Origin of the sequence: Mesorhizobium sp. M0802, from assembly GCF_040320115.1 — a bacterium.
GTDB lineage: Bacteria > Pseudomonadota > Alphaproteobacteria > Rhizobiales > Rhizobiaceae > Mesorhizobium.
This window is the reverse complement of sequence record NZ_JAMYOY010000018.1, coordinates 106,383-129,904: the sequence shown is the minus strand read 5'-3', so window position 1 is coordinate 129,904 and position 23,522 is coordinate 106,383. Positions and strand designations below refer to the sequence as shown.

27 protein-coding genes are annotated in these 23,522 nt (G+C 63.3%); 7 read left to right on the top strand and 20 right to left on the bottom strand.

The features are described 5' to 3' along the window. Genes NKI10_RS23625 through NKI10_RS23615 form a run of 3 tightly spaced genes read left to right on the top strand, consistent with a single transcriptional unit; the run spans position 1 to position 2,972 of the window. Positions 1–813 (top strand): carbohydrate ABC transporter permease, encoded by an 813-nt coding sequence (locus NKI10_RS23625; protein ID WP_023671259.1) that lies wholly within the window; start codon positions 1–3, stop codon positions 811–813. 15 nt (positions 814–828) lie between these two features. Then, positions 829–1,875, top strand: a complete 1,047-nt coding sequence (locus NKI10_RS23620) for an NAD(P)-dependent alcohol dehydrogenase (RefSeq protein ID WP_023683584.1) — start codon at positions 829–831, stop codon at positions 1,873–1,875. A gap of 2 nt (positions 1,876–1,877) precedes the next feature. Beyond that, complete coding sequence (locus NKI10_RS23615) at positions 1,878–2,972, top strand: ABC transporter ATP-binding protein (protein WP_023683585.1); 1,095 nt, start codon at positions 1,878–1,880, stop codon at positions 2,970–2,972. 54 nt (positions 2,973–3,026) lie between these two features. Here the strand turns inward: NKI10_RS23615 and NKI10_RS23610 are convergent, their stop codons facing one another. The 10 genes from NKI10_RS23610 to NKI10_RS23565 form a co-directional block, all read right to left on the bottom strand. Then, complete coding sequence (locus NKI10_RS23610; protein WP_023755460.1) at positions 3,027–4,613, bottom strand: FGGY-family carbohydrate kinase; 1,587 nt, start codon at positions 4,611–4,613, stop codon at positions 3,027–3,029. A gap of 134 nt (positions 4,614–4,747) precedes the next feature. Beyond that, positions 4,748–5,407, bottom strand: coding sequence for an HAD family hydrolase (locus tag NKI10_RS23605; RefSeq protein ID WP_023736919.1), 660 nt, complete (start codon positions 5,405–5,407; stop codon positions 4,748–4,750). 11 nt (positions 5,408–5,418) lie between these two features. Next, positions 5,419–6,897 carry a mannitol dehydrogenase family protein gene (locus NKI10_RS23600; RefSeq protein WP_023736920.1) on the bottom strand — a complete coding sequence of 493 codons (1,479 nt, stop codon included), beginning with the start codon at positions 6,895–6,897 and terminating at the stop codon, positions 5,419–5,421. Between the two features lie 46 nt (positions 6,898–6,943). After that, positions 6,944–7,711: an L-iditol 2-dehydrogenase gene (locus NKI10_RS23595; protein WP_023736921.1), complete on the bottom strand. Its 768-nt coding sequence runs from the start codon at positions 7,709–7,711 to the stop codon at positions 6,944–6,946. Next, the gene (locus NKI10_RS23590) at positions 7,708–8,712 is read right to left on the bottom strand and encodes an ABC transporter ATP-binding protein (RefSeq protein ID WP_023689168.1); all 1,005 of its coding nucleotides are present in this window, start codon (positions 8,710–8,712) and stop codon (positions 7,708–7,710) included. The genes NKI10_RS23595 and NKI10_RS23590 overlap by 4 nt, the downstream gene beginning before the upstream one ends. 50 nt (positions 8,713–8,762) lie before the next feature. After that, positions 8,763–9,587, bottom strand: a complete 825-nt coding sequence (locus tag NKI10_RS23585; RefSeq protein WP_023671250.1) for a carbohydrate ABC transporter permease — start codon at positions 9,585–9,587, stop codon at positions 8,763–8,765. A gap of 11 nt (positions 9,588–9,598) precedes the next feature. Further along, a complete protein-coding gene (locus NKI10_RS23580; protein ID WP_023711367.1) occupies positions 9,599–10,471 on the bottom strand; it encodes a carbohydrate ABC transporter permease in 873 nt (290 codons plus the stop codon). Positions 10,472–10,593: 122 nt separating this feature from the next. Beyond that, positions 10,594–11,904 carry an ABC transporter substrate-binding protein gene (locus tag NKI10_RS23575; RefSeq protein ID WP_023746514.1) on the bottom strand — a complete coding sequence of 437 codons (1,311 nt, stop codon included), beginning with the start codon at positions 11,902–11,904 and terminating at the stop codon, positions 10,594–10,596. Between the two features lie 242 nt (positions 11,905–12,146). Next, positions 12,147–12,428: a hypothetical protein gene (locus NKI10_RS23570; protein ID WP_023683593.1), complete on the bottom strand. Its 282-nt coding sequence runs from the start codon at positions 12,426–12,428 to the stop codon at positions 12,147–12,149. Positions 12,429–12,600: 172 nt separating this feature from the next. Beyond that, positions 12,601–13,509, bottom strand: coding sequence for a LysR substrate-binding domain-containing protein (locus tag NKI10_RS23565; RefSeq protein WP_023671245.1), 909 nt, complete (start codon positions 13,507–13,509; stop codon positions 12,601–12,603). 110 nt (positions 13,510–13,619) lie between these two features. Here NKI10_RS23565 and NKI10_RS23560 point away from each other — a divergent pair, with 110 nt between their 5' ends. After that, a complete protein-coding gene (locus NKI10_RS23560) occupies positions 13,620–13,805 on the top strand; it encodes a hypothetical protein (RefSeq protein ID WP_023834773.1) in 186 nt (61 codons plus the stop codon). A 35-nt stretch (positions 13,806–13,840) separates the two neighbouring features. Here NKI10_RS23560 and NKI10_RS23555 read toward each other — a convergent pair whose 3' ends face one another. After that, a complete protein-coding gene (locus NKI10_RS23555; protein ID WP_023671243.1) occupies positions 13,841–14,800 on the bottom strand; it encodes a sugar-binding transcriptional regulator in 960 nt (319 codons plus the stop codon). A gap of 219 nt (positions 14,801–15,019) precedes the next feature. Here NKI10_RS23555 and NKI10_RS23550 point away from each other — a divergent pair, with 219 nt between their 5' ends. Next, a complete protein-coding gene (locus NKI10_RS23550) occupies positions 15,020–15,652 on the top strand; it encodes an HAD family hydrolase (protein ID WP_023671242.1) in 633 nt (210 codons plus the stop codon). Between the two features lie 81 nt (positions 15,653–15,733). On the opposite strand, the gene NKI10_RS23545 is transcribed toward NKI10_RS23550, so the two are convergent. The 8 genes from NKI10_RS23545 to ureC form a co-directional block, all read right to left on the bottom strand. Continuing rightward, positions 15,734–16,501, bottom strand: a complete 768-nt coding sequence (locus NKI10_RS23545; protein ID WP_023683596.1) for a class II aldolase and adducin N-terminal domain-containing protein — start codon at positions 16,499–16,501, stop codon at positions 15,734–15,736. 126 nt (positions 16,502–16,627) lie between these two features. Next, complete coding sequence (gene ureG, locus NKI10_RS23540; RefSeq protein ID WP_023671240.1) at positions 16,628–17,260, bottom strand: urease accessory protein UreG; 633 nt, start codon at positions 17,258–17,260, stop codon at positions 16,628–16,630. A gap of 13 nt (positions 17,261–17,273) precedes the next feature. After that, complete coding sequence (locus NKI10_RS23535) at positions 17,274–17,714, bottom strand: DUF3995 domain-containing protein (RefSeq protein WP_023683597.1); 441 nt, start codon at positions 17,712–17,714, stop codon at positions 17,274–17,276. Continuing rightward, positions 17,711–18,382, bottom strand: a complete 672-nt coding sequence (locus tag NKI10_RS23530) for an urease accessory protein UreF (RefSeq protein WP_023683598.1) — start codon at positions 18,380–18,382, stop codon at positions 17,711–17,713. Before NKI10_RS23530 ends, NKI10_RS23535 begins: the two co-directional genes overlap by 4 nt. Further along, a complete protein-coding gene (gene ureE, locus NKI10_RS23525; RefSeq protein WP_023683599.1) occupies positions 18,375–18,977 on the bottom strand; it encodes an urease accessory protein UreE in 603 nt (200 codons plus the stop codon). Before ureE ends, NKI10_RS23530 begins: the two co-directional genes overlap by 8 nt. After that, positions 18,974–19,579 carry a glutathione S-transferase family protein gene (locus NKI10_RS23520; protein WP_023683600.1) on the bottom strand — a complete coding sequence of 202 codons (606 nt, stop codon included), beginning with the start codon at positions 19,577–19,579 and terminating at the stop codon, positions 18,974–18,976. Before NKI10_RS23520 ends, ureE begins: the two co-directional genes overlap by 4 nt. 42 nt (positions 19,580–19,621) lie before the next feature. Further along, complete coding sequence (locus tag NKI10_RS23515; protein WP_023683601.1) at positions 19,622–20,215, bottom strand: hypothetical protein; 594 nt, start codon at positions 20,213–20,215, stop codon at positions 19,622–19,624. 91 nt (positions 20,216–20,306) lie between these two features. Further along, the gene (gene ureC, locus NKI10_RS23510) at positions 20,307–22,019 is read right to left on the bottom strand and encodes an urease subunit alpha (protein WP_502897570.1); all 1,713 of its coding nucleotides are present in this window, start codon (positions 22,017–22,019) and stop codon (positions 20,307–20,309) included. Positions 22,020–22,199: 180 nt separating this feature from the next. On the opposite strand from ureC, the gene NKI10_RS23505 reads away from it, so the two are divergent. Both NKI10_RS23505 and NKI10_RS23500 read left to right on the top strand, forming a co-directional pair. Further along, entirely contained in the window at positions 22,200–22,562 is a 363-nt protein-coding gene (locus NKI10_RS23505) for a hypothetical protein (RefSeq protein WP_023671233.1), read from the top strand. Positions 22,563–22,685: 123 nt separating this feature from the next. Beyond that, positions 22,686–23,183 carry a hypothetical protein gene (locus NKI10_RS23500; RefSeq protein ID WP_352838961.1) on the top strand — a complete coding sequence of 166 codons (498 nt, stop codon included), beginning with the start codon at positions 22,686–22,688 and terminating at the stop codon, positions 23,181–23,183. A gap of 26 nt (positions 23,184–23,209) precedes the next feature. Here the strand turns inward: NKI10_RS23500 and NKI10_RS23495 are convergent, their stop codons facing one another. Further along, on the bottom strand, positions 23,210–23,515 hold the full coding sequence (locus tag NKI10_RS23495; RefSeq protein WP_023671231.1) for an urease subunit beta: 306 nt from the start codon (positions 23,513–23,515) through the stop codon (positions 23,210–23,212). Between the last annotated feature and the right edge of the window lie 7 nt (positions 23,516–23,522).

Here is a 23,522-nt window from a genome sequence, read left to right as displayed (position 1 = left end):
ATGAGACCGGGCCGCCTCATCGGCAAGATCATCCTGGCCTTCGCCGGCTTCATGGCGGTGTTTCCGCTCGCCTGGACGGCGGTCAATTCGCTGAAGAACAATGTCGACATCATCACCCGCGTGCCGCGCCTGGTGTTTACCCCGACCTTCGACAATATCAGCTACATCATCGGCCGCGACAGCGTCATGACTGGTCTCTATAACTCGGTCATTTCCTGCGGCGTCGCCGTGCTGATCGGCGTCATGCTCGGCCTTCCGGCAGCCTATGCGGTGGCGCGCTATCCCAATCGCTTCGCTGGCGACATCCAGTTCTTCGTGTTGTCGCTGCGCTTCCTGCCCCCGGTGGCAGTCGCCATTCCGCTGATGGTGATCTGGCTGCAGATCGGGCTCTACGACACCTTGCCGGCGCTGATCGTCACCTATTCGCTGCTCACCATCTCGGTGATCATGTGGCTCGCCATTCCCGCCTTCCAGGCCGTGCCGAAGGAAATCGAGGAAGCCGCTTTCGTCGACGGCTACGGCGCTTACTCGGTGTTCTGGCGCATTGCGCTGCCGGTAGCGGCGCGCTCGCTGATCGGCGCCGTCGCCTTCAGCTTCGTGCTGGTGTGGAACGAATTCCTGATCGCGCTGATGCTGTCCAGTTCCAACGCCAAGACATTGCCGATCGTCGCTTCCGAACTTTCACAGCAAGGCATGAACGTGCCGTGGGGAATCCTCAACGCCTCGGTCGTGCTGTTGTCGCTACCGCCGCTGCTGTTCCTCGGCGTGCTCAGCGGCTTCCTGAATTCCGTTTTCCGGCAAAAAAAGACTTGATGCGAGGACTTACCTATGCGGGCACTGGTGCTTGAGAAAAAAGGCGAACTGTCGCTGCGCGAGATCGCGCTGCCGCTCGACGTCGGACCGGGCGATGTCAAGATCGCCATCCACACGGTCGGCGTCTGCGGCAGCGACGTGCACTATTACACCCATGGCGCGATCGGCAGCTATGTCGTGCGGGCCCCGATGGTGCTCGGCCACGAAGCCGCGGGAACGATCGTTGAGATCGGCGCCAATGTCGGCACGCTGAAGGTCGGCGACCGCGTCTGCATGGAGCCGGGCGTGCCGAACCTGTCGTCGCGCGCGACGAGGCTCGGCATCTATAATGTCGATCCCGATGTCAGCTTCTGGGCGACACCGCCGGTGCATGGCGTGCTGGCGCCCTATGCCGTGCACCCGGCCGCCTTCACCTACAGACTGCCGGACAATGTCACCTTCGCCGAAGGCGCGATGGTCGAACCCTTTGCTATCGGCATGCAGGCGGCGAGCCGCGCCCGCATCGTGCCTGGCGACGTCGCCGTCGTCGTCGGCTGCGGCCCGATCGGCATCATGATCGCGCTGGCGGCGCTGGCCGGCGGCTGCTCGAAGGTGCTGATCTCCGATTTTTCCGCACCCAAGCTCAAGATTGCCGCGCAATATCCCGGCATCGTGCCGGTCAATATAGGTGAGCAATCGCTGGTCGACGCAGTCTCCGCCGCGACCGACAATTGGGGCGCGGATATCGTGTTCGAGGCGAGCGGCAGCCCGAAGGCATTCGCCGACCTGTTCGATGTCGTGCGGCCGGGCGGCGCGGTGGTGCTGGTCGGACTGCCGGTCGAACCGGTCAGCCTCAACGTTCCGGCGGCGATCTCCAAGGAAGTGCGCATCGAGACGGTGTTCCGTTACGCCAACATCTTCGACCGCGCGCTGCAGCTGATCGCCTCGGGGAAGGTCGACCTCAAGCCGCTGATCACCGGCACTTATGATTTCTCGGACAGCATCGAGGCCTTCGAGCGGGCGGCGCAAGGCAAGCCGCAAGACGTCAAGCTGCAAATCCTTCTTACCGGCGAGAAGGGCTGACCATGTCCGCGATCGTTTGCTCCCATGTCGACAAGGCTTACGGCGCCACCACCGTCATCCGCGACCTCAATCTCTCGATCGAGGAGCACGAATTCGTCGTATTCCTCGGCCCGTCCGGCTGCGGCAAGTCGACCTTGCTCAGGATGCTGGCCGGACTGGAGGATATCAGCGGCGGGGAAGTGTCGATCGGCGGCAAAGTGGTCAACGATCTCGAGCCCGGCGAGCGCGGCATTGCCATGGTTTTCCAGAACTATGCGCTCTACCCGCATATGACGATCTTCGACAACATCGCCTTTGGGCTCAAGCGACAGAAAGTGCCCCCGGCCGAGATCCGGAAGCGGGTCGAGGCGGTGGCAACGACGCTCGGCCTCGAACCTTACCTCGCCCGCAAGCCGACCGAACTTTCCGGCGGCCAGCAGCAGCGCGTGGCGATTGCGCGCGCCATGATCAAGACGCCGAAAGTGTTCCTGTTCGACGAGCCGCTGTCCAATCTAGATGCCAAGCTGCGCAACCACATGCGGGTCGAGATCGCCCGGCTGCATCAGTCGCTGAAGACCACCACCGTCTATGTCACCCACGATCAGTTGGAAGCGATGACGCTGGCCGACCGGATCGTGCTGCTCAGGGATGGCGTTATCGAACAGATCGGCTCGCCTGCGGAGATCTATCGCCAGCCGGGCAATCTGTTCGTCGCCGGCTTCATCGGTACGCCGAACATGAATTTCATCGACGTGGCCGTCGGGCGGAAGGACGAACGCTGGACGCTGACAGGCGGCGGCTCGAGCTTCTCCATAGAAGGCTCGGGCTTCGATCTACGCGGCGTCCAGCGCGCCGTGCTTGGAATCCGACCGCCGGACCTGAAGACCGCCGGCGCTCAGAGCATCAATCTTCTGCAAGGCACCGCCGACCTCATCGAGTTCCATGGCAATGACGCGCTGGTGACGTTCGCCTGCGGCGGCAAGGAGGTCGGCGCATTGGTATCGGCCCGCGAATGCCCGGGGTTGCGCGCGCCTGTGCGCTACACATTCGAGGAGGAGAGCGTGCATCTGTTCGACGCGGCGACCGGCGCATCCTTGCGCCGGCGAGAGGAGGCCTAGATTTGGTACGCAATTCCGGACGGAAAACCGTTTCACATTTTTCCTGGAATTGCTCTAGCTGATGGCGTCGAGCTCCTGCCGCTGGCGGTGCATTTCGAGGAAAATCTTGTAGTCGCGGTCGAAGCGGCCTGACGCGGCCGGGTTCGAGGTGCGCGCCCTGCCGCCTTGCTGCATGGCGACGCAAGCGGCATTCAGGTCCGGGAACAGACCGGCCGCGGTGGCGGCGACCATGCCGGTGCCGAGCAGAACGGCTTCGTCGGCCAGCGGCTCGATCACCGCGCAGCCGGTGGCGTCGGCATAGAGCTCCATCAGCAACGGGTTCTTGGTGTGGCCGCCGGTGACATGCAGCGTGTCTATGAGATAGCCGTTCTCGTTCAGCGCCTCCAGCACATGGCGCACGCCGAGCGCGATGCCGACGGCGGTGCGCCAATACAGCTTGCACAGACTGTCGAAGGAGGAATCCAGCGTCAGCCCGCTGACCACACCGACCGCATGCGGATCGGCAAGCGGCGAGCGGTTGCCATGGAAATCCGGCAGCACATGCAGCCTTGCCGCCAGCTTGTCACCTTCGGTGCTGCGCAGTTCGGCGACGCGCCTGGCGATTTTTGCATGCATGGCCGCGTCCGGCTCGCCGCCGGCGCCGTGCCAGCGGATGATATGGTCGAGCAGCGCACCGGTCGCCGACTGGCCGCCTTCCGACAGCCAGAGTTTTGGCAGTGCGGCGCCATAGTATGGACCCCAGACGCCGGCGAAAGGCTGCGGATCGGGCGACATGGCCATGACGCAGGACGAGGTGCCGGCGATCAATGCCAGATGGCGGCCGATATTCTGCTCGTCGCCAGCAAAGCCGCCGAGCACGCCAAGCGCGCCGGCATAGGCATCGATGACGCCGGCGCCGACCCGACAGTTTTCGCTCAAGCCCAACTCCGCCGCCGCTTCAGGGGTGAGCGTGCCGATGTCTGCGCCGACAGCACTTGCCTTCTCCGGCAGGCTGCCGTGTTCGAACAGATCGCCAAGCCCGACCCTGTCGAAGAAGTCACGGCGCCAGCCGGTTTCCTCATGCGCCAGATAGGTCCATTTGGCGGTCAGCGTGCATTGCGAGCGCGCCAGCGACCCGGTCGCCTTCCAGGTCAGGAAATCGGTGAGGTCGAATAGGTAGCCGGCTTCATGCCAAGTTCCCGGCAGATTGCGCTTCAGCCACATCAGCTTCGGCGTCGCCATTTCCGGCGACATGACGCCACCGATATAGTCGAGTACGGCGTGGCCGCTATCGGTGCATTCATCTGCCTCGGCGATGGCGCGATGGTCGAGCCAGACGATGGTGTCCCAGCGCCGTTCGCCCGTCACCGAGACGCTGAGCTGGCCGGCATTCCTGTCCAGCACCACCAGCGAGCAGGTGGCGTCGAACGACATGCCGACAATATCGTCGGCTGACACACCGGCCTTTTCGCGCGCGGCACGCACCGCGATGCAGACCGCCGACCAGATATCCTGCGAATTGTGCTCGGCGTGATCGGCCTTCGGCTGGTTCATGACGATCGGATGCTCGGCGCGGCCGAGCAAGGTGCCTGACGTATCGAGAATGCCCGCGCGGGCGCTCCCGGTGCCGACATCGACCGCGCAAACGAAGCTTTTCGTCAAGATGCTTTTACTCTCGCTCCCTAGAGCCGGATGACTTCAGGTCTGTTCGACCCGAAATCTGAATCCGTCTCTAAATCAAAGAAGTAGAGCATGATGTCGTCCGAAAACCGCTTCACACTTTTCGGCATCATGCTCTAGCCTGCAATCAGATCGGGCAATTGCAGCATGTCCGCGAATATAAAGTCCGGTTCACTCGACGCAAGCCGCGCTTTCAAGGCCGGGTTGCCGGCGTGCGAACCGCCGGTGAAAGCAAAGACGCGCATGCCGGCCGCACGCGCCGCTGATATGCCAGCCGGGCTGTCCTCGATTACGATGCAATTACCGGGATGCGCGCCCATGGCGGCGGCGGCATGGAGAAAAAGATCCGGCGCCGGCTTGCCGCGCGCGACCATGGCGGCGCTGAACAGATGCGGCTCGAGCAGGCCGAGCAGACCGGTGACGTCGAGCGCGTAGCGTATCCGGTCGAGCGTGCCGGAGGACGCGACGCAGCAGGGCACGCCCAGCCTCGGCAGGATGTCGCCGATGCCGGGAATCGGCTTCAGCTCCTCGCGGAATTTGCGCATCAGTTCGACCCGCATGTCGGTAAGATGCACGTCGGTGATGTCGATGGTGAAATCGCGAAGAAGTATCTCGCGCACGCTCTTCATGCTCTTGCCGAGGAAATGCTCGTAGGCGGTATCTTCGCTGACCGAGCCCCCGGCGGCAGAGATCATGCCGAGCAGAGCCGAAACCGACAGCGCCTCGCTGTCGACCAGCACGCCGTCACAGTCGAAGATGACCAGTTCGGGCGTCATTGCGGCTGGCGTCAGAGCTTGCCGGAGATGTAGCGCGTCAGCGTCGCGCGCGTGCCATTCGCCCACAAGACGTTGAGCGCATGGGCAAAGGCCTCGGCGAACGGCGCCGAGCGGCCGACACCGCCATAGATATCCTCCATCGCAAGCCAGGCACCGGGCCTGTCCTTCGCCGCCTTCGCGCTTGCCTGCAGCCGGTCCCAGCTCGGGTCGTTGGCCTCGATGACCGCGCCGCTGTCGGTGGTGCCGAAACAGTAGCGGCACCACAGCGCCGACTCGAGCGCCAGACCCGCGACGCCTTTGCTGGCCTTCAGCCGGTCGGCAATGGTCGGGATGATGAATTTCGGCTGCCGGTTGGAACCGTCGAGGCAAAGCCGACGGATGGTGTCGCCGATCTTCGGGTTGGAAAAGCGGTGCTCGATGAGTTGGTAATAATCCTCCAGCACGGTGTCCGGCACCGGCGGCACGGTCGGGATGATCTCGTCATGCTCGAGCTTGGCGAGGAAGCCGCGCACCAGCGGCTCCTGCATCGCCTCATGGACGAAATGGATGTCCATCAACCCTGCGGGATAAGCGATCGTGGCATGACCGCCATTGAGGATGCGGATCTTCATCAGCTCATAGGGCGCGACATCCCTCACGAATTGCACACCGACCTTTTCCAGCGGCGGGCGGCCGTCGGTGAAATGATCCTCCAGCACCCATTGCCTGAACGGCTCGCAGAACACCGGCCAGTTGTCCTCAAGGCCGAACTCGGTGGCGAGAATGCCGCGCTCGCGGTCGGAGGTGGCGGGGGTGATGCGGTCGACCATGCCGTTGGGAAAGGCGACATTGTCGCTGACCCAGTTTGCCAGATCCTCATCGATCAGCCGGGCGAGGCCGATGACGCCATCCGAGGTGACATGGCCATTGTGAGGGATGTTGTCGCAGGACATGACGGTGAACGGCACGATGCCGTCGGCCCGGCGGCGTATCAGGCCCGCAAGGATGAGGCCGAACACCGTCTTCGGCGTCGTGCCTGCCTGTGCGTCGGCGACGATGTCGGGGTGGGTCGGGTTGAACTTGCCGGAGGCCGGATCGATGAAATAACCGCCTTCCGTGATGGTCAGCGAGACGATCTTGATCGCCGGATCGGCGAGCTGGTCGATGATGGCATCGGCATCGCCGGGCGTCAGGAAGTCGATCATAACGCCGGTGACGCGGGCGCTCATATGGTCGGAATCCTGCTCGACCACGGTGGTCAGCCAGTCCTGCTCCTGCAGCTTGGAACGGCCGATTTTTTCGCCCTCGAAGACCCCGGCGCCGACCAGCGCCCAGTCATGGCCGATGCCTGAATTGAAGAGATCGTCGAGGTAGACCGCCTGATGCGAGCGATGGAAATTGCCGACGCCGAAATGGACGATACCGGGTTTGAGCCTGGAGCGATCATATCTGGGACCGGCGACCTTGGCGGGGAGTTCCGAGAGGATCGAGGAGGAGAGTTTCACGGTCATTTTTTTACCCTTTTGGCCGGGCTGCGGCCTTCGTGATCCCGGCCCATCAACTCATCCATTGGCCGCCATCGACATTGTAGGTCTGGGCGACGATGTATTCGGCGTCGTCGCTGGCCAGGAAGACCGCCATGCCGGTCAGGTCCTCCGGCTTGCCCATGCGGCCATAGGGCACGCCCTCGCCGACCAGCCGCTTCTTCTCGCCCTTCGGCCGGTTCTCATATTTGGCAAACAGCGCATCGACCTCATCCCACATATCGCTGTCGACGACGCCGGGCGCGATGCCATTGACGTTGATGCGGTGCTTGATCAGGTCGAGCCCGGCGGACTGGGTCAGCGAAATCACCGCGGCCTTGGTGGCGCAATAGACGGCGACCAGCGGCTCGCCGCGGCGTCCTGCCTGGCTGGCGATGTTGATGATCTTGCCGCCCTTGCCCCTTGCGATCATCGAACGCGCCGCTGCCTGCAGCATGAACAAGGTGCCGGCGACGTTGACGGAGAACAATTTGTCGTAGCTCGCTTTGGTGATCTCGACGATCGGCGCCAGGTCGAACAAGGCAGCATTGTTGATCAGTATGTCGAGGCCGCCGGTCTTTTCGACCGCCTTGACCGCCGCCTGGATCGAAGCAAGGTCGCTGACGTCGAGCCTGACCGGATAGGCGTTGGCGCCAATCTCGGCGGCCGTCTTTTCGGCAGCCGCCAGATTGATGTCGGCAATGGCCACCGTGGCACCCTCGCGCGTATAGGCTTCGGCAAAAGCCCTGCCGATGCCGCGCGCGGATCCGGTGATCAGCGCCGATTTGCCCGTCAGTCTCACTGCGTCAGCGCCTTTCCATCGGGGCCGAAGCGATGCATCCGGACCTTGTCGGGCGTCAGGTAGATGGTGTCGCCGTGGCGTACGGCCAGTTCGCCATCGGCGCGTACCGTCAGCGGACCGACGCCGTCGGCCTGGACATGCAGGAAGGTGTCGGAGCCCAGATGCTCGGCGACGCCGACAAGGGCTTTCCAGTCGCCCGCCGTGGTCGATATCCCCATATGCTCGGGACGAATGCCGATGGTCTTGGCATTGTATTTGGCGGCCGGCGCACCTTCGATCAGGTTCATTTTCGGCGAACCGATGAAGCCCGCCACGAACAGGTTCTTCGGCGACTTGTAGAGTTCCATCGGCGAGCCGACCTGTTCGATGTTGCCGGCGTTGAGCACGACGATCTTGTCGGCCATGGTCATGGCTTCGATCTGGTCGTGGGTGACGTAGACCATCGTCGTCTTGAGCTGATGGTGGAGCTCGCTGATTTCGAGCCGCATGGTGCCGCGCAGTGCGGCATCGAGGTTGGACAGCGGCTCGTCGAACAGGAAGGCCGAGGGCTGGCGCACGATGGCGCGGCCGATGGCGACGCGTTGCCGCTGGCCGCCGGAGAGCTGGCCGGGCCGGCGTTCGAGATAGTTGGTGAGGTTGAGGACCCGGGCTGCGTCCTTCACCTTCTTGTCGATCGTCGCCACATCCTCGCCCGCCATCTTCAGCGGGAAGCCGATGTTCTTGGCCACCGTCATATGCGGATAGAGCGCATAGGACTGGAATACCATGGCCAGCTTGCGCTTGGCCGGCGCCTCGCCGGTGACGTCACGGCCATCGATGTTGATGGTGCCCCCGCTGGTGTCCTCGAGCCCGGCAATGAGGCGCAGCAACGTGGACTTGCCGCAACCCGACGGCCCGACGAAGACGACGAACTCGCCATTCTCGATGACGAGGTCGAGGCCTGGAATGATGACCGTCGATCCGAAATGCTTGGAGACGTTCTTGAGCGTGATGTTTCCCATGGTTTCCTCCCCGAGGGGTTATTTGGCCGGATTGCTTCAGGCAACGTCCGTTATTTTACCGCGCCGAATGTCAGGCCGCGCACCAGCTGCTTCTGGCTGAACCAGCCCATGATCAGGATGGGGGCGATGGCCAGCGTCGAGGCCGCCGAAAGCTTGGCCCAGAACAGGCCTTGCGGGCTCGAGAACGAACTGATGAAGGCCGTCAGCGGCGCCGCCTCGGTGGTGGTCAGGCGGATGGTCCAGAACGCTTCGTTCCACGCCAGGATGATGTTGAGCAGCATGGTCGATGCGATGCCCGGCACGGCCATGGGGGTCAGCACATAGACGATCTCGCCCCACAAGGTGGCGCCGTCCATGCGTGCCGCTTCCAGGATCTCGCCGGGGATTTCGCGGAAGTAGGTGTAGAGCATCCAGATCACGATGGGCAGGTTGATCAGCATCAGCATGATCATCAGGCCGATGCGGCTGTCGAGCAGTCCGGCATCGCGGAAGATGAGGTAGATCGGGAACAGCACGGCAACCGCCGGCATCATCTTGGTCGAGAGCATCCACATCAGGATGTCCTTGGTCCACTTGCCCGGCGAGAAGGCCATCGACCAGGCGGCCGGAACCGCGACTATCAGGGCCAGGATGGTCGAGCCGACCGAGAGCAGCACCGAGTTGAAGAAGAACTTGAAGTAGCCGCTCTGCGCCTGGACCTCGGTATAGCTCTCGAACGTCCCCGACGGGATCAGCGCGAAGCCCTGGATGGCCTCCTGCTCCGACTTGAACGAGGTGATGATCGTGTAGAGGATCGGGAAGAAGATCAGCAGCGCGACGATCCAGGCGGCGCCTGTCGCAATGACCTTGTGTTGGGTGGTGACTGCACGTGCCATCGTATCCTCCCTTACTTGTCCAGGTTCTTGCCGACCGCGCGCATGGCGAAGAAGGCGACGATGTTGGCGAGAATGACGGCGATGACACCGCCGGCCGATGCCTGGCCGATTTTGAACTCCAGCAATGCCTTCTGGTAGACGAGGAAGGGCAGGTTGGTGGAGGCATAGCCGGGTCCGCCATTGGTGGTGACCAGGATTTCGGCATAGACCGACAGCAGGAAGATGGTCTGGATCAGGATGACGACGGTGATGGCGCGCGACATGTGCGGCAGCGTCAGATAGATGAAGCGGCTGACGAAGCCGGCGCCGTCCATCTCGGCGGCTTCCTTCTGCTCGCCGTCGAGCGACTGCAGGGCGGTCAAAAGGATCAGCGTTGCGAAGGGCAGCCATTGCCAGGCGACGATGATGATGATGGCCAGCATCGGGTGCTGCCCGAACCAGTCGATTGGCTGAGCGCCGAAGAAGCGCGCAATGTCGGCAAAGACGCCGTATTGCGGGTGCATGATCATGTTCTTCCAGACAAGTGCAGCCACCGGCGGCATGACGAAGAACGGAGAGATGACGAGGATGCGCACGATCCCCTGTCCCCACATCGGCTGATCGATCAACAGCGCCAGCATGATGCCGCCGATCACGGTGATCAGCAGCACGCTGCCGACCAGGACGAGCGTGTTCAGGATCGATTGCAGGAATGCCGGGTTGGAATAGAACAGCGAGTAGTTCGAGAACCAGACGAAGCCGTCGCGGATCGGGTTCAGCGGATTGTATTGCTGGAAGGAGAACCAGAAGGTGATGACCAGCGGCACGATCATCCAGACGAACAGCAACACGACGGACGGCGCCATCATGAAGCGGGCAAGCGAACGGGTCTGCTGAGTAGCCATGACGGTCACCCTTCACTAGTCGGACTGAATTTTCACAGCGGGGAAAAAGCGGCCGCCCGAACTGGGACTCGGGCGGCCATCGCCGGTCAGGAGGCGACCGGCGTTCGGCACCGGGAGGAGCCTTACTTGATATAACCGCCTTCGGTCATGGTCGCCGTGGCGGCGTCCTGCGCCTGCTTGAGCGCGTCGTCTACGCTGGTCTGGCCGGCGAGCGCCGCCGAGAACAGCTGGCCAACGGTTGTGCCGAGGCCCTGGAACTCAGGAATGGCGACGAACTGCACACCGACATAGGGCACCGGCTTGACCGTCGGATGCGCCGGATCGGCGGCATTGATCGAGTCCAGCGTCATCTTGGCGAACGGGGCCGCCTTCTGGTACTCGGGATTGGCGTAGAGCGAGGAACGCGTTCCCGGAGGAACGTTGGCCCAGCCTTCCTTGGAAGCGACCAGTTCGGCATAGTGCTTGCTGGTCGCCCATGAGACGAACTTCTGGGCGGATTCCGCCTTCTGCGTGCCTGCGGGGATCGCCAGCGACCATGCCCAGAGCCAGTTGGCGCGCTTGCCGAGGCCATTGTCCGGCGCCAAAGCATAACCGACCTTGTCGGCCACCTTCGAGGCCTTCGGATCCGAGACGAAGGACGCCGCCACGGTGGCGTCGATCCACATGCCGCACTTGCCTTGCTGGAACAGAGCCAGATTCTCGTTGAAGCCGTTGGACGAAGCGCCTTCCGGACCGTCGGCCTTCATCAGGTCGACATAGAACTGCAGTGTGTTCTTCCATTCCGGTTGGTCGAACTGCGGCTTCCAGTTCTCGTCGAACCAGCGGGCGCCAAACGAGTTGGACATGGCCGTCAGGAACGCCGTGTTCTCGCCCCAGCCGGCCTTGCCGCGCAGGCATACGCCGTTCACGCCATTGGCGCGGTCGGTCATCTTGTCGGCCGCCTGCTTGATGAAGTCCCACGTCGGGGCATCGGGCATGGTCAGCCCGGCCTTCTCGATCAGGTCCTTGCGGTACATGACGAAGGAGCTTTCGCCGTAGAAGGGCGCGGCATAGAGCTTGCCGTCGACCGAGAGGCCGCCGGCGATGGCCGGGATGATGTCCTTGGCGTCATAGTCGTCGCCGAGCTTGTCGAGCGGCAACAGCCAGCTCTGCTTGGCCCAGATCGGAACCTCGTAGGTGCCGATCGTCATCACGTCATACTGGCCGCCCTTGGTTGCGATGTCGGTGGTGACGCGCTCGCGCAGCACGTTCTCTTCGAGCGTGACCCAGTTCAGCTGGATGTCGGGGTTCGCCTTGGTGAAGTCGTCCGTCAGCTTTTGCATGCGGACCATGTCGCCATTGTTGACCGTGGCGATGGTGATGGATTCGGCGTGTGCGGCAAAAGCGAAAGCGCTGGCCGACAACAAGCCCAGGGTGAGCGTGCGCAGTTTCATCAAATTCCTCCCATGAACCAAGATGAGCATTTGCCTTGGTAATGGGCAATTACTCACTTGGCATAAATTATGTCAAGCCAGATTCGATGCTGCAGCGCAGCACGCAAGGCGGAGCGCGGCGTTGCGCGCGTAGAGGATATTGAACCGATTTGGGAAGCTGTTTGCAGGGGATGTGAGAGCGCGTTGATGCCGACCCATCGCAACCCAATCGTCGCGCCAGGGGAGCGATAGGGCCGAGTCCATCAGCCGTGGGACGGGTAGCTTCCCACGGAATATTCGAAAACCCTGCCGTCGCGTGTTTGCTTGGCTCTGGTCAGCACTTCCGTCACCTGGATCCAGCTGGGCTCGTCCTTGCGCAGCCTAACTTCCCGGCCGATTGCCTTCACGGCAGCTTGAAACGGCGTAAATGCTTCGATCACCTGCGTCGTGCGCACGGTGTTGTTTTCGATTTCTTCGACGCGATAGACTTTCATCAGCCGGCTGATCGACCCTGTTTCAATCTGCAGACGATTGATCCTGCTCAATTGGGTCGTCACAAGCACAAGCCTATGCCGGGCGAGTGATATCGACAGCGTTTTTGTCAAGCTTGGTTAACCGGGTGGCCCGATCGCAGCTGTTTGTCCGCGAAAGCGAGCATTCGTCGCGGATCCATGGCTCGCTTTGCATCTCGGAAATCAATCCGCGAATCGCTCGCCCTCAGGCGCAGGCGATCTCGGCCAGGATCCAGTCCCGGAAGGCTTTTATCTTCGGCACGTTGCGACGCGCCGTCGGGTAGACCAGCCAATAGGCGTGGCCGTCGTCGCCGACTAGGTCGAAGGGCTGGATCAGGCGGCCGGCGGCGAGCTCGGTCTTGAACAATGCGGTGGTCAGGATCGCCACACCATGGCCGGCGATGGCCGCGTTCGCCTCATAGGCCTGCGCGCCCATGCTGGTGCCGGTGCGCCTGGCAAGTTCGTCCGCCGGGACGCCGGCAAGGGCGAACCATTCCCGCCACCAGATGTCGCCGGGATCGAGAATGGGCAGCTTGAACAGGTCGGCGGGTTCGTGGACGCCACCTATGGTGGCAGCGAGTGCCGGGCTCAGCACCGGGGTGAAATCGGCCTTGAACAAAAGATGGGTCTCCACTCCAGGCCACTTGCCGCTGCCGGAGCGGATAGCGATGTCCATGTCCTCGCGGGCAAAATCGATCACCCTGTTCGAGGTATCGACGCGCACCGCCAGCGACGGATGCGCGACCTGGAAGGAGCCGAGGTGCTGCGCCAGCCAGTTCGAGGCAAAGGTCAGCAGCGTCGAGACGCACAGCACACCATCGGCGCCCCCACGCGCGGCGGAATAGGCGCTTGAGAGCAGGCTGAACGCCTCGCTGACGGCGGGCGCCAGGCGCTGGCCGGGTTCGGTCAGCACGATCTGGCGCGGCTGGCGCAGGAACAGCGGCGAACCGATGCGCTCTTCCAGAAGCTTGATCTGATAGCTGGCGGCGGCCTGCGTCATGCCGAGTTCCTGCGCGGCCTTGGTGAAGGAGAGATGCCGCGCGACGGCTTCGAACACCCTGATGGCCTGCAGCGGCGGCAACTGGGCGAGCTGTGGTGCCTTGAGATCGGGCATAAGCCCTCCTTATGGGTCGTGATCGACGTTTGATTGGCGGCAAGAGCCAATCAGGCCGATATCTGGTGTCAACGATCAATCAAGTTCAAGCATAGCGGAGGCTGAAGATCATGACCACGGCACAGCAAAAACTCCATTCCACCCCGGCGCAGAGCTGGTTTTCCCTGCTGGTGCATGAATTTTCCGTGCTTGTGCACCGCCGGCGCGGCTACGTCGACGTCCGGGAGTTGTCGCCGCATCTGCAGCGCGACATGGGTTTTCTCGACGGCAACGACCCGTCCGGGCGCTGCAAATAAACGTGTTGGATTTTATCGATGGGCCGCTTAATCTATCAGGAACCGTCGAGCAAGGCCGTGGCGGTCCGCTCGTCGGTGATGAGGCCATTGACCAGCCGGCGGTTCACAGCGGCCAGGATGCCCGGCAATTTGCGCTCGCCCATGGCGAGCGCAATGACCAGCGACTTTTCGCGTGACGGCAAGGCTGCCGACGATACCCGGTCGTTGGTGATGCCCTCGATCATGCGGCCTTCCCGATCGAACACCCAGCCGACGATCTCGGCGACGCCGCCAGCCTTTTGCAACGCCTTCAGCTCGCTTTCCGAGATAAAACCGTCCTCGTAGAGCGGCGCCTTCGGGCCGAGATCGCCGATGCCGACAAAGGTCACGTCGGCTTCCGCGGCCAGCGCCAGCGTCGGTTGGATCATCGGCTGGGCAAGCAGCATCTCGCGCTCTTCCGGCGACGAGGCGATGACCGGCAGCGGCATCGGGAACGAGCGCGCCTTGACCCGGTCGGCCATGGTGAAGATGACGTTGTAGAAGGCGGCCGAACCGTCGGGCGAGATGTTGCCGGTCAAGGACACAACCTTGTGCTGCGAGCATTCCATCGGCGGCAATTGCTCGATCGCCGCCTTCAGCGTGCGGCCGGTGCCGATGGCCAAGACGATGGGCGTCGGTGACCGCAGCCGCCGCTCGATCTCGGCCGCGGCCGCCTCGGCAATGCCGATCGTGGTCGAGGATGAGGTTGGATCGCTCGGCACCACTTCGACGAGGTCGAGCGCGAAGCGTGACTTCAGTCTAGCTGCGAGATCAAGGCAATTGGCGATCGGGTGATCGACGCGAACCTTGATCAGCCCCTCCGACACCGCCAGCGACACCAGCCGCTGCGCCGTCTGCCGGGAAATGCCGAGCGTGGCGGCGATCTGGTCCTGGGTGTTGCCGGCAACATAATAAAGCCAGCCGGCGCGCGCTGCCTCGTCCAGCCTGCTGCTGCCGCCGTCTTGCCGCGAATTCAAAATGTGCCTCCAGCCCTGCCCCTTTGCCCGCCCTTAGGCGAAGCGTCATAGTCTTGCAGGGAATGTGTCGGCGCGCAATTGTCTATCGGCAGGGCAATTGCTTGCTGCTTCGATCCGGCCGCCGCGCGGCAACCAACCCAGCGAAAATCGCCAGCGGACGGGCTCGGCGGTTTATCTCCTGATACAAACGCTTTAAGGGGATCGGCAAAGGAGCCTCGCATGACGCCGAAAGCGGTTTTCTGGGATATGGACGGCACGCTGGTCGACAGCGAGCCGCTGCATGAGGCGGCCTTGGTGGCGGCGCTGCGCAGCGTCGGTATCACGCCGCCGGCCGACCTGCATGAGCGGGTGCTGGGCGTCGCCGCCGCACCGGTCTACGAGATGCTGCGCAGCGAGTTCGGCCTCGACCTGCCCTTCGACGACTGGATCGTGCGCAAATACGATCACTACATGCCGATGGCCGAGACGCTGAAGCCGCGCCCCGGCGCGATCGAAGTGTTCAACGAATTGCGCGCGCTCGGCGTGCAGCAGGCGGTGGTGTCCAATTCCGACCGGGTGATCGTCGATGCAAATCTGAGCGCCGTCGGCCTGATCTATCCCGGCATGCGCACGATCAGCCGAAACGACGTGCGCGAAGGCAAGCCGCATCCCGAACCGTTCCTGCGCGCCGCATGGCTGGCCGGCGTCGATCCTTCAGACGCGGTGGCCGTCGACGACAGCGTTACCGGCGCCACATCAGGCCTGGCCGCGGGGATGCGGACGATCTTCTGGCCGGAAGCGCCGATGGCAGGACCGAAGGGCGCTGTCGTGATCAACAGTGCGGAAGAGTTGCGGGCTCAGTTGGGACTCTGAGTGAGCCTATGAACGTCGGCGCTGCCCCTCATCCCCCTGGCGGGACCTTCTCCCCGTGAACGGGGAGAAGGGTGAACTCATTCAGCTGCGGTACACCGGCTCTTCGTCGTCGAGGATCGCCTTCAGCTCGGCGAGGTGACGCTCCGCCTGGCCGGGATAGTCGTCCATTTCGCTGGCGGCCTTTTCGGCAATGGCGTCGGACAGCGTGCGCAGCGGACGGCCGGTCCACAGCGCCTTGATGTAGGTCTCGGCGGCGCGTTCGAAATAGAACATGCGGTTGAAGGCGTCGGCGACGGTGTCGCCGATGACCATGACGCCGTGATTGCCCATCACCATCACCTTGACCTTAGGGTCGGTGAGCAGTTGCGAGCAGCGCTCGCCCTCTTCCTCGAAGGCCAGCCCGCCATAATGGGCGTCGACGACGTGGCGGTTGAAGAACATGGCCGAGTTCTGATCGATCGGCGGCAGGGTCGAGTCGGCCAGCGATGCAAGCACGGTGGCATGAATGGAATGCACATGCATGGTGCAGCGCGCATGCGGCACGTTGCGGTGAATGGCGCCGTGCAGGCCCCAGGCGGTAGGGTCAGGGGCGTTGGGACTGGTCAGCGTCTCGGGATCGTTGGCGTCGATCAGCAAAAGGTCGCTCGCCTTGATGCGCGAGAAATGCACCTGGTTGGGGTTCATCAGGAATTTGCTGCCGTCCTCGTTGACCGACAGCGAGAAGTGGTTGGCCACCGCCTCATGCATGTTGAGCCGCGCCGTCCAGCGGAAGGCGGCGGCAAGGTCGACGCGCTCCTCATAATAGGGCAGGTTGGTCAGCGTTTCCTTTTGCAGGCGGGCGATGCTCATCCGAAAACCTCCGTTTTTAAGAGAATGCCGCGCTCGGCCGTGGCCAGCAACCGCAAACTGCTGGGGCAGGCTGTCTTCGCATTGTCCGTTGTCCCAAAACCGCTACGCACTTTTGGGCGACATGCATTACGCCGCCGAGCGGGCCGACTGCAGCCCGCCATGTTCGACGATGAAGTCGATGACTTCCTGCAGGCCCTTGCCGCGCGACAGGTCGGTGAAACCGAACGGGCGCTTGCCGCGCATGCGGGCGGCATCGCTCTCCATGACATCGAGGTTGACGTTCACATAGGGCGCCAGATCGCTCTTGTTGATGACCAGGAAATCGGAACGGGTGATCGCCGGCCCGCCCTTCCTGGGGATTTCCTCGCCCTGGCAGACCGAGATGACATAGAGGGTCAGGTCGGCGAGGTCGGGCGAGAAGGTGGCGGCAAGATTGTCGCCGCCGGATTCGATGAAGACGATGTCGAGGTCGGGGAATTTCCTGTTCAGTCCGGCGATCGCCTGCAAATTGATCGAGGCGTCCTCACGGATGGCGGTGTGCGGGCAGCCGCCGGTCTCCACGCCGACGATGCGGTCCTCAGGCAGCGCCTGCAGGCGGGCCAGCATCATGGCGTCTTCCTTGGTGTAGATGTCGTTGGTGACGACGGCGATGGAGAAATCGTCGCGCAGCGCCTTGCAGAGCTTCTCGGTGAGCGTCGTCTTGCCGGAGCCGACGGGACCGCCGATGCCGATACGCAGGGGACCGTTGGCCTGAGTCATAGCGAAAAATCCGTCATGCCGAAAACTCCGTGATGGCGAGGATGGCGAAGCTGAGCCCGATCAACAGGCAGAGCGGCGAATAGAAGCTGACATCGAGCCGCGCAAAAGGCTGTTCCGGCGCCAGACGGCGCCACCACGGCGTGAAGCCGGCAATGCCGCGGCCGAGGAAGACCAGCCCTATGAGCAGCGCTGTGGCGGCAAGGCCTTCCCTTGGAAAGGGGGTGGCGAAGACCCCGGTCAGCGCCAGCGGCCACAGGGTTGCGAGGCACAGGCACGCGGCAACGGCGAGACAGGCAAACGGCGTCGGCATCTCGTCGACGCCGCGAAAGCCGACGACGGCGTGGGCGCAGGAGACGCCGTCCCTGCCCGGCCAGATGCCGCCAAGGCCCCAATAGACATGCAGCGCGGTGATCAGCAGCAGGACGGCCGAGAGGGCGAAGGCGAGGACGATCATGAGCGGAACAGCCTGGAATACTGCGTCTCGTGCTTCATCGCCATGATGTCGGAGATGAAGGCGCAGCCGCCGAGATCGTCCAATGTCGAGCCGGCGGCGCGCGCGGCCGTCGACAGCGCCAACGGCTCGAAGCCGGCGAGCAAGGCCATAGCGTCCGTCTGGCCGACGATTCCGAGTCGGATCGCCGCCTGGACGAGGTTGGAGAAGAAGGCCTGCAGGAAGGCCGACATCGCGTCCTGAAGCGCGATGCCGTTGCCGCCGGCAACGGCGCCGACGGCGACACAGTAGGCGCATTCGGCCGGCAGGCGGCCCAACACCGGATTCGCCCAAGCCGCTGCCGCTTTCAGGAAGGCGGCGCCTTGCAGCATGGTTTCGGTGTGACGCTCACGCGAGCCGGCCAGCGCTTCGGCGAGATCGGCAATTTCATGGAGATCGCCGCCGTCGCGGGCGCGGCGCCAGGCTTCCGTGAAGAGCACGGCGTCGTTCCAGCCCGAGCCCATCTCGACCAGCGTCTCCAGCCAGAAGGCGAGGCTGGCGGTATCGGCAACCAGCCCGTCTTGCCCGGCGCGTTCGAGGCCATGGCTGTAGGCAAAGCCGCCGACCGGAAAGGCCGGCGACAGCCACGCCATGAGCCGCAGCAAAGCGATGCCGGATGGCTGGTCAGTCATGATCGTGATGGTGCCCGTCATGGGAATGGCTGTGCGAATGCGACTCGCTGTGTGCGTGGGAACGTCCATCATGGGAATGCGCTTCGGCGTGCGCATGCGCATGGCCATGATCGTGACCATGCGCACCTTGGGCGGAATAGGCGCCGCGCACCGGCTTGAACGGTTCGGAGACTTCGCGGACCGTGGCGCCCAGCCCTTCCAGCATAGCCTTGATGACATGGTCGCGCAGGATCAGGATGCGGCCGGGCTCGATCGCTGCCGCCAGATGGCGGTTGCCGATATGCCAGGCAAGCTCCGTCAGATGCACCGCATCGCGGGCGCGGATATCATAGACCTCTTCGGGTGCCGCGGTGATCTCGACCTGGCCGCCATCCTCCAGCACCAGCCGGTCGCCATCGTTCAAGGTCACGGGCTCGGGCAGATCGACCAGCACCTTGCTGCCGTCGGCAAGCTCAATGGCGCGGCGGCGCAAATGACGCTCGTCATGGGGCAGGACGGCACGGCCGGATGGCGGCGTAGTTCCGGCAGTGCCGGCAGGCACCACCGAGACGGCCCGGGGGAACTTGGTGAAGTCGGTGTTCAGGTTGAGTTTCATCGCATGGCTCCACCGTTAGCCTGGGCTCTCGCACGGGCAGGCCGCGCCAGGACGCGGTCGAAATACGCGTTGACGCGCTCGGATTCGATCGGAAATTTTCCGGCGCGGGCCCAGCCGCCCATGTCGCCCAACAGCACGTCGACGGCGGAAAACCGGTCGCCCAGCGCAAACTCCCGATCCCCCAGCCGGCCGTCGAGCGCCTTGGCCTCCGAGGCGAAATCGTAGGCGGCGGCGGGGCCGACATCGACCCGCACGTCCTTCGGCAACAGGAAGCGGTGGCGCAGCTTGTTCCACAGCGGCGCTTCGAACTCGGACTGGGCAAAATGCATCCAGGAATCCATTTCGGCGCGTCCGGCCACACCTGGATTGGCGCCCATGCCTTTGTCGGCGTGCTTGTCGGCGAGATAGACGCAGATTGCCGCCGAATCAGTCACCGTCAGTTCGCCATCGATCAGGATCGGCACCTTGCCCGACGGGTTGAGCGCATAGGCTTCGGGCGAACGCAATTTGACCTCGACGAATTCATAGGGCTGCCCGAGTTCCTCGAGCATCCACAGAACGCGGCTGACGCGGGATCCACGCGATCCGATGGCCTTGTACATGGTTGAACCCTCTTTCCTGCGACCCTAAACCATAGCCACTGTTCAGACGATGGTGTCGAAGAGCCGCAGGATGAACGATATCTGATAGATCAGCGTGCCGGCGACGAATGCGATGTGGAAGCGGCGGTCACGCACCAGTATGGCGGCGATGCACAACACCACGAAAACCGGCGTTCGGAACAGATATTCATTGCCGTAGCGGGCGAAATGCTCGGGACCCTTCAGCAGCGTGTCGACGACGTCGAGCAGATAGGTCGTCGCCAGCAGGCCGAAGAACCAGCCACGGCGTGAATAGAAGAAATCCTCGTAGCTGGTGTAGTCGAGCATCGAATCCGGAAACAGCAGCGCGCACAGCAGGAACAGCGTGATGGCGTAGAAGATCAGGAACAGGTACTTGCCGAAAGTCCAGACCTCTATGGTGTAGAGGCCGAACTCCCACCACCAGAAATGCACCAGCAGCAACAGCATGGAGGCGACCCAGCCGAGGTGCACGGGATAGAGCCTGTACTGGCCGGGATGCTGGACGATTCGCGCCACCCCCGACAGCAGGCGAGCGACGCCAAGTCCGATCACCATGCCCATGACGATGCGGATATGCGGGAAGATGTCGTGGGCGGAGGCTATTTCGGTGACCATGACCTGCTACGCGGTTCTTTGAGCCGCATATTGCGGTGGGACCGACCGGGTCGCAACGGAATTTGCCGGGTCGATCAAATCGCCCCTCGCCTCAAAACAGGAAATACCGCTGCGCCATCGGTAGCACGCTTGCCGGCTCGCAGGTCAGTAGCTCGCCATCGGCGCGCACCTCGTAAGTCTCCGGGTCGACTTCGACATGCGGCGTAGCGTCGTTGAGCACCATCGAATGCTTGCCGATGCCGCCACGGGTGTTTTCCACGGCCACGAACTGCTTGTCGACGCCGAGCCGGCCATGCAGGCCTGAGTCCAGAGCCGCCTTGGAAACGAACGTCACCGACGAGTTGGTCCTGGCCTTGCCATAGGCGCCGAACATCGGGCGGTAGTGCATCGGCTGCGGTGTCGGGATAGAGGCGTTTGGGTCGCCCATCGGGGCTGCGGCTATCATGCCGCCGATCAGCACCATGTCCGGTTTGACGCCGAAGAAGGCTGGGTTCCACAGCACCAGATCGGCGCGCTTGCCGACCGCGATCGAACCGATGTCCCTGGACAGGCCATGCGCGATGGCCGGGTTGATGGTGTATTTGGCGATGTAGCGGCGGACGCGGAAATTGTCGTTGTTGCCGGTCTCCTGCGGCAATGACCCGCGCTGGCGCTTCATCTTGTCGGCGGTCTGCCAGGTGCGGATCGCCACCTCGCCGACACGGCCCATGGCCTGCGAGTCCGACGAGATGATCGAGAAGGCGCCGATATCGTGCAGAATGTCTTCCGCCGCGATGGTCTCCTTGCGGATGCGGCTTTCGGCAAAGGCGATGTCTTCAGGGATCGACGGCGACAGATGGTGGCAGACCATCAGCATGTCGAGATGCTCGGCCAGCGTGTTGACGGTGTAGGGCCGGGTCGGGTTGGTCGAAGACGGAATGACGTTGGGCAAGCCGCAGACCTTGATGATATCGGGCGCATGGCCGCCGCCGGCACCCTCGGTGTGGAAGGCGTGGATGGTGCGGCCCTTGATGGCGGCGACGGTGTTCTCGACAAAGCCGGATTCGTTCAGCGTATCGGTGTGGATCATCACCTGCACGTCGTAATCGTCGGCAACCGACAGGCAGCAGTCGATGGCCGCCGGCGTCGTGCCCCAGTCCTCGTGCAGCTTCAGCGAGCAGGCGCCGCCCAGCACCATTTCCTCCAGCGCTGCCGGCAGCGAGGCGTTGCCCTTGCCGGACAGGCCGATGTTCATCGGGAAAGCGTCGAAGGACTGGATCATGCGCGCCATGTGCCAGGGTCCAGGCGTGCAGGTGGTGGCCAGCGTGCCATGCGCCGGGCCGGTGCCGCCGCCGAGCATGGTGGTGATGCCCGACATCAGCGCTTCGTCGATCTGCTGCGGGCAGATGAAGTGGATGTGCGCGTCGAAGCCGCCGGCGGTCAGGATCTTGCCCTCGCCCGCGATGATCTCTGTACCGGGGCCGATGACGATGGTGACGCCGTCCTGCGTGTCGGGATTGCCGGCCTTGCCGATGGCCGCGATGCGGCCGTCCCTGAGACCTATATCGGCCTTGAAGATGCCGGCCGTGGCATCGACCACCAGCGCGTTGGTGATGACCGTGTCGACCGCGCCGCCGGCGCGCGACACCTGGCTCTGGCCCATGCCGTCGCGGATGACCTTGCCGCCGCCGAATTTCACCTCCTCGCCATGGACGGTGAGGTCCTTTTCGACCTCGATAAACAGTTCGGTGTCGGCCAGGCGCACTCTGTCGCCGACCGTCGGGCCATACATCTGCGCGTAGGCGGCGCGGGTAATTCTAGCCATCAGTCAATGCTCCCCAAACGAGAGTCCGGCCGCAGCCGAACTCCACATCGTCGCCATCCAATGGTCATGCAATGACCCGCTTGGCGACACCTTCTGATCCCATTTGGCCGTTGAGGTGGACGTGCCACCCCAAACCGCCCGTTTGCCAAACCCTTGGCCAAATCGATGAAAGGAAAATACATGCGCAAAATCATCGTTCTTGCAGCCGCCGCCACGCTGGCCTCCGCAACCGTAGCCGGCGCCCAGCAACAGCCCACGCCGCAACCGAAGCCGGCGGCGCCCAGCGCTCAGCCGGCGGCGCCGGCGATCCAGAAGGTCAACATCGTCGATATCAGCGAATTGCCCAAGGCCACCCAGACGCAGGTCAATCAGGTGATCGCCCAGCGTGGCGATGCCGGGCTGCAGAAACTGCGCTCTTCGATCGACGCGACGCCGCAGATCAAGTCGGCGCTCGAAGCCAAGGGGCTCACCTCGGCACAGGTGGTCGCCGCCAGCATGACCACCGATGGCGCGCTGACCCTTGTCACCAAGAAGGCAAGCTGAAAGAAGCGCTTGGCGGGCCGGCACCCGGCCCGCCAGCCCACAGGGAACCTTCGCCCGACAGGAGGCGTTTCGTTCCTTTGGCGCCGAACGGCGTTGCACAGAAAAGTCCACCAGGAGTGAGCAATGCCTGTCTTTGCCGACACCAGATGGCTCCAGAGCCTTGCTGCCTGCACATTTCTCGCAGCTTTCGGCCCGCAAGCCGCGCAAGGTCTTGAAAGCGCTGACGCCGTCAACCGGGCCGACACCGTCGACAGGATCGTCGGCTCCGATGTCCGGCAGGAGGAGGCGCGGACGGAACCACAGACCAACAAGATCATCACCGCGATCGAGCGGACGCGTGAGAACATCGGCGCCGTGCGCAAGACGTCCAAGCTCGATACTGTGGATATCGTCTTCCTCACCGACGCGGCGCGCAGCGAAGGCGGCCCGCCGCCGGCCGTCGAGAGCAAGGTCGAACAGCATCAGGACGACATTGCGGAACTGCGCAAGGAGATCGACGCCAACGCCTTGCTGTTCAACGCCATCGATTCGCGGCGCGTGCTTACGGAAGACGTCCTTGCGGTGGAATTCGACGGCTCGGCAAGAATCGTCATCTACGCGGCGGCCAGGCCGTCGAACTGACCTCAGGGCGCTCGACCCCGTCGATCTCACAGCCTGCCCATGATCTTCTGCTGAAAACCGTAGACCTCGCGTTTTCCTCCGAACGGCACCAGCGTGACGTCCCGCTCTTGTCCCGGTTCGAAGCGCATCGCGGTGCCGGCGGCAATGTCCAGACGCATGCCGCGCGCTTTGTCGCGGTCGAATTTCAACCCCTCATTGGTCTCGAAGAAATGGTAGTGGCTGCCGACCTGGATCGGCCGGTCGCCGCTGTTGGCGACCTTCAGCGTCACCGTCGGCAGCCCCTTGTTGAGCTCGATGTCGCCGCTTGCGGTGATGATTTCGCCGGGAATCATCGTTAGC

What these genes read in the sequence shown, in the direction of transcription:
- NKI10_RS23625 (WP_023671259.1), top strand. Translation starts at nt 1, where the DNA reads ATGAGACCGGGCCGCCTCATCGGCAAGATCATCCTGGCCTTCGCCGGC.
- NKI10_RS23620 (WP_023683584.1), top strand. Translation starts at nt 829, where the DNA reads ATGCGGGCACTGGTGCTTGAGAAAAAAGGCGAACTGTCGCTGCGCGAG.
- NKI10_RS23615 (WP_023683585.1), top strand. Translation starts at nt 1,878, where the DNA reads ATGTCCGCGATCGTTTGCTCCCATGTCGACAAGGCTTACGGCGCCACC.
- NKI10_RS23605 (WP_023736919.1), bottom strand. Translation starts at nt 5,407, where the DNA reads ATGACGCCCGAACTGGTCATCTTCGACTGTGACGGCGTGCTGGTCGAC.
- ureE (WP_023683599.1), bottom strand. Translation starts at nt 18,977, where the DNA reads ATGAAACTCAACCTGAACACCGACTTCACCAAGTTCCCCCGGGCCGTC.
- NKI10_RS23520 (WP_023683600.1), bottom strand. Translation starts at nt 19,579, where the DNA reads ATGTACAAGGCCATCGGATCGCGTGGATCCCGCGTCAGCCGCGTTCTG.
- NKI10_RS23580 (WP_023711367.1), bottom strand. Translation starts at nt 10,471, where the DNA reads ATGGCTACTCAGCAGACCCGTTCGCTTGCCCGCTTCATGATGGCGCCG.
- NKI10_RS23515 (WP_023683601.1), bottom strand. Translation starts at nt 20,215, where the DNA reads ATGGTCACCGAAATAGCCTCCGCCCACGACATCTTCCCGCATATCCGC.
- NKI10_RS23495 (WP_023671231.1), bottom strand. Translation starts at nt 23,515, where the DNA reads ATGATTCCCGGCGAAATCATCACCGCAAGCGGCGACATCGAGCTCAAC.
- NKI10_RS23565 (WP_023671245.1), bottom strand. Translation starts at nt 13,509, where the DNA reads ATGCCCGATCTCAAGGCACCACAGCTCGCCCAGTTGCCGCCGCTGCAG.
- NKI10_RS23575 (WP_023746514.1), bottom strand. Translation starts at nt 11,904, where the DNA reads ATGAAACTGCGCACGCTCACCCTGGGCTTGTTGTCGGCCAGCGCTTTC.
- NKI10_RS23560 (WP_023834773.1), top strand. Translation starts at nt 13,620, where the DNA reads ATGACCACGGCACAGCAAAAACTCCATTCCACCCCGGCGCAGAGCTGG.
- NKI10_RS23505 (WP_023671233.1), top strand. Translation starts at nt 22,200, where the DNA reads ATGCGCAAAATCATCGTTCTTGCAGCCGCCGCCACGCTGGCCTCCGCA.
- NKI10_RS23550 (WP_023671242.1), top strand. Translation starts at nt 15,020, where the DNA reads ATGACGCCGAAAGCGGTTTTCTGGGATATGGACGGCACGCTGGTCGAC.
- ureG (WP_023671240.1), bottom strand. Translation starts at nt 17,260, where the DNA reads ATGACTCAGGCCAACGGTCCCCTGCGTATCGGCATCGGCGGTCCCGTC.
- NKI10_RS23600 (WP_023736920.1), bottom strand. Translation starts at nt 6,897, where the DNA reads ATGACCGTGAAACTCTCCTCCTCGATCCTCTCGGAACTCCCCGCCAAG.
- NKI10_RS23590 (WP_023689168.1), bottom strand. Translation starts at nt 8,712, where the DNA reads ATGGGAAACATCACGCTCAAGAACGTCTCCAAGCATTTCGGATCGACG.
- NKI10_RS23530 (WP_023683598.1), bottom strand. Translation starts at nt 18,382, where the DNA reads ATGACTGACCAGCCATCCGGCATCGCTTTGCTGCGGCTCATGGCGTGG.
- NKI10_RS23585 (WP_023671250.1), bottom strand. Translation starts at nt 9,587, where the DNA reads ATGGCACGTGCAGTCACCACCCAACACAAGGTCATTGCGACAGGCGCC.
- NKI10_RS23535 (WP_023683597.1), bottom strand. Translation starts at nt 17,714, where the DNA reads ATGATCGTCCTCGCCTTCGCCCTCTCGGCCGTCCTGCTGCTGATCACC.
- ureC (WP_502897570.1), bottom strand. Translation starts at nt 22,019, where the DNA reads ATGGCTAGAATTACCCGCGCCGCCTACGCGCAGATGTATGGCCCGACG.
- NKI10_RS23500 (WP_352838961.1), top strand. Translation starts at nt 22,686, where the DNA reads ATGCCTGTCTTTGCCGACACCAGATGGCTCCAGAGCCTTGCTGCCTGC.
- NKI10_RS23545 (WP_023683596.1), bottom strand. Translation starts at nt 16,501, where the DNA reads ATGAGCATCGCCCGCCTGCAAAAGGAAACGCTGACCAACCTGCCCTAT.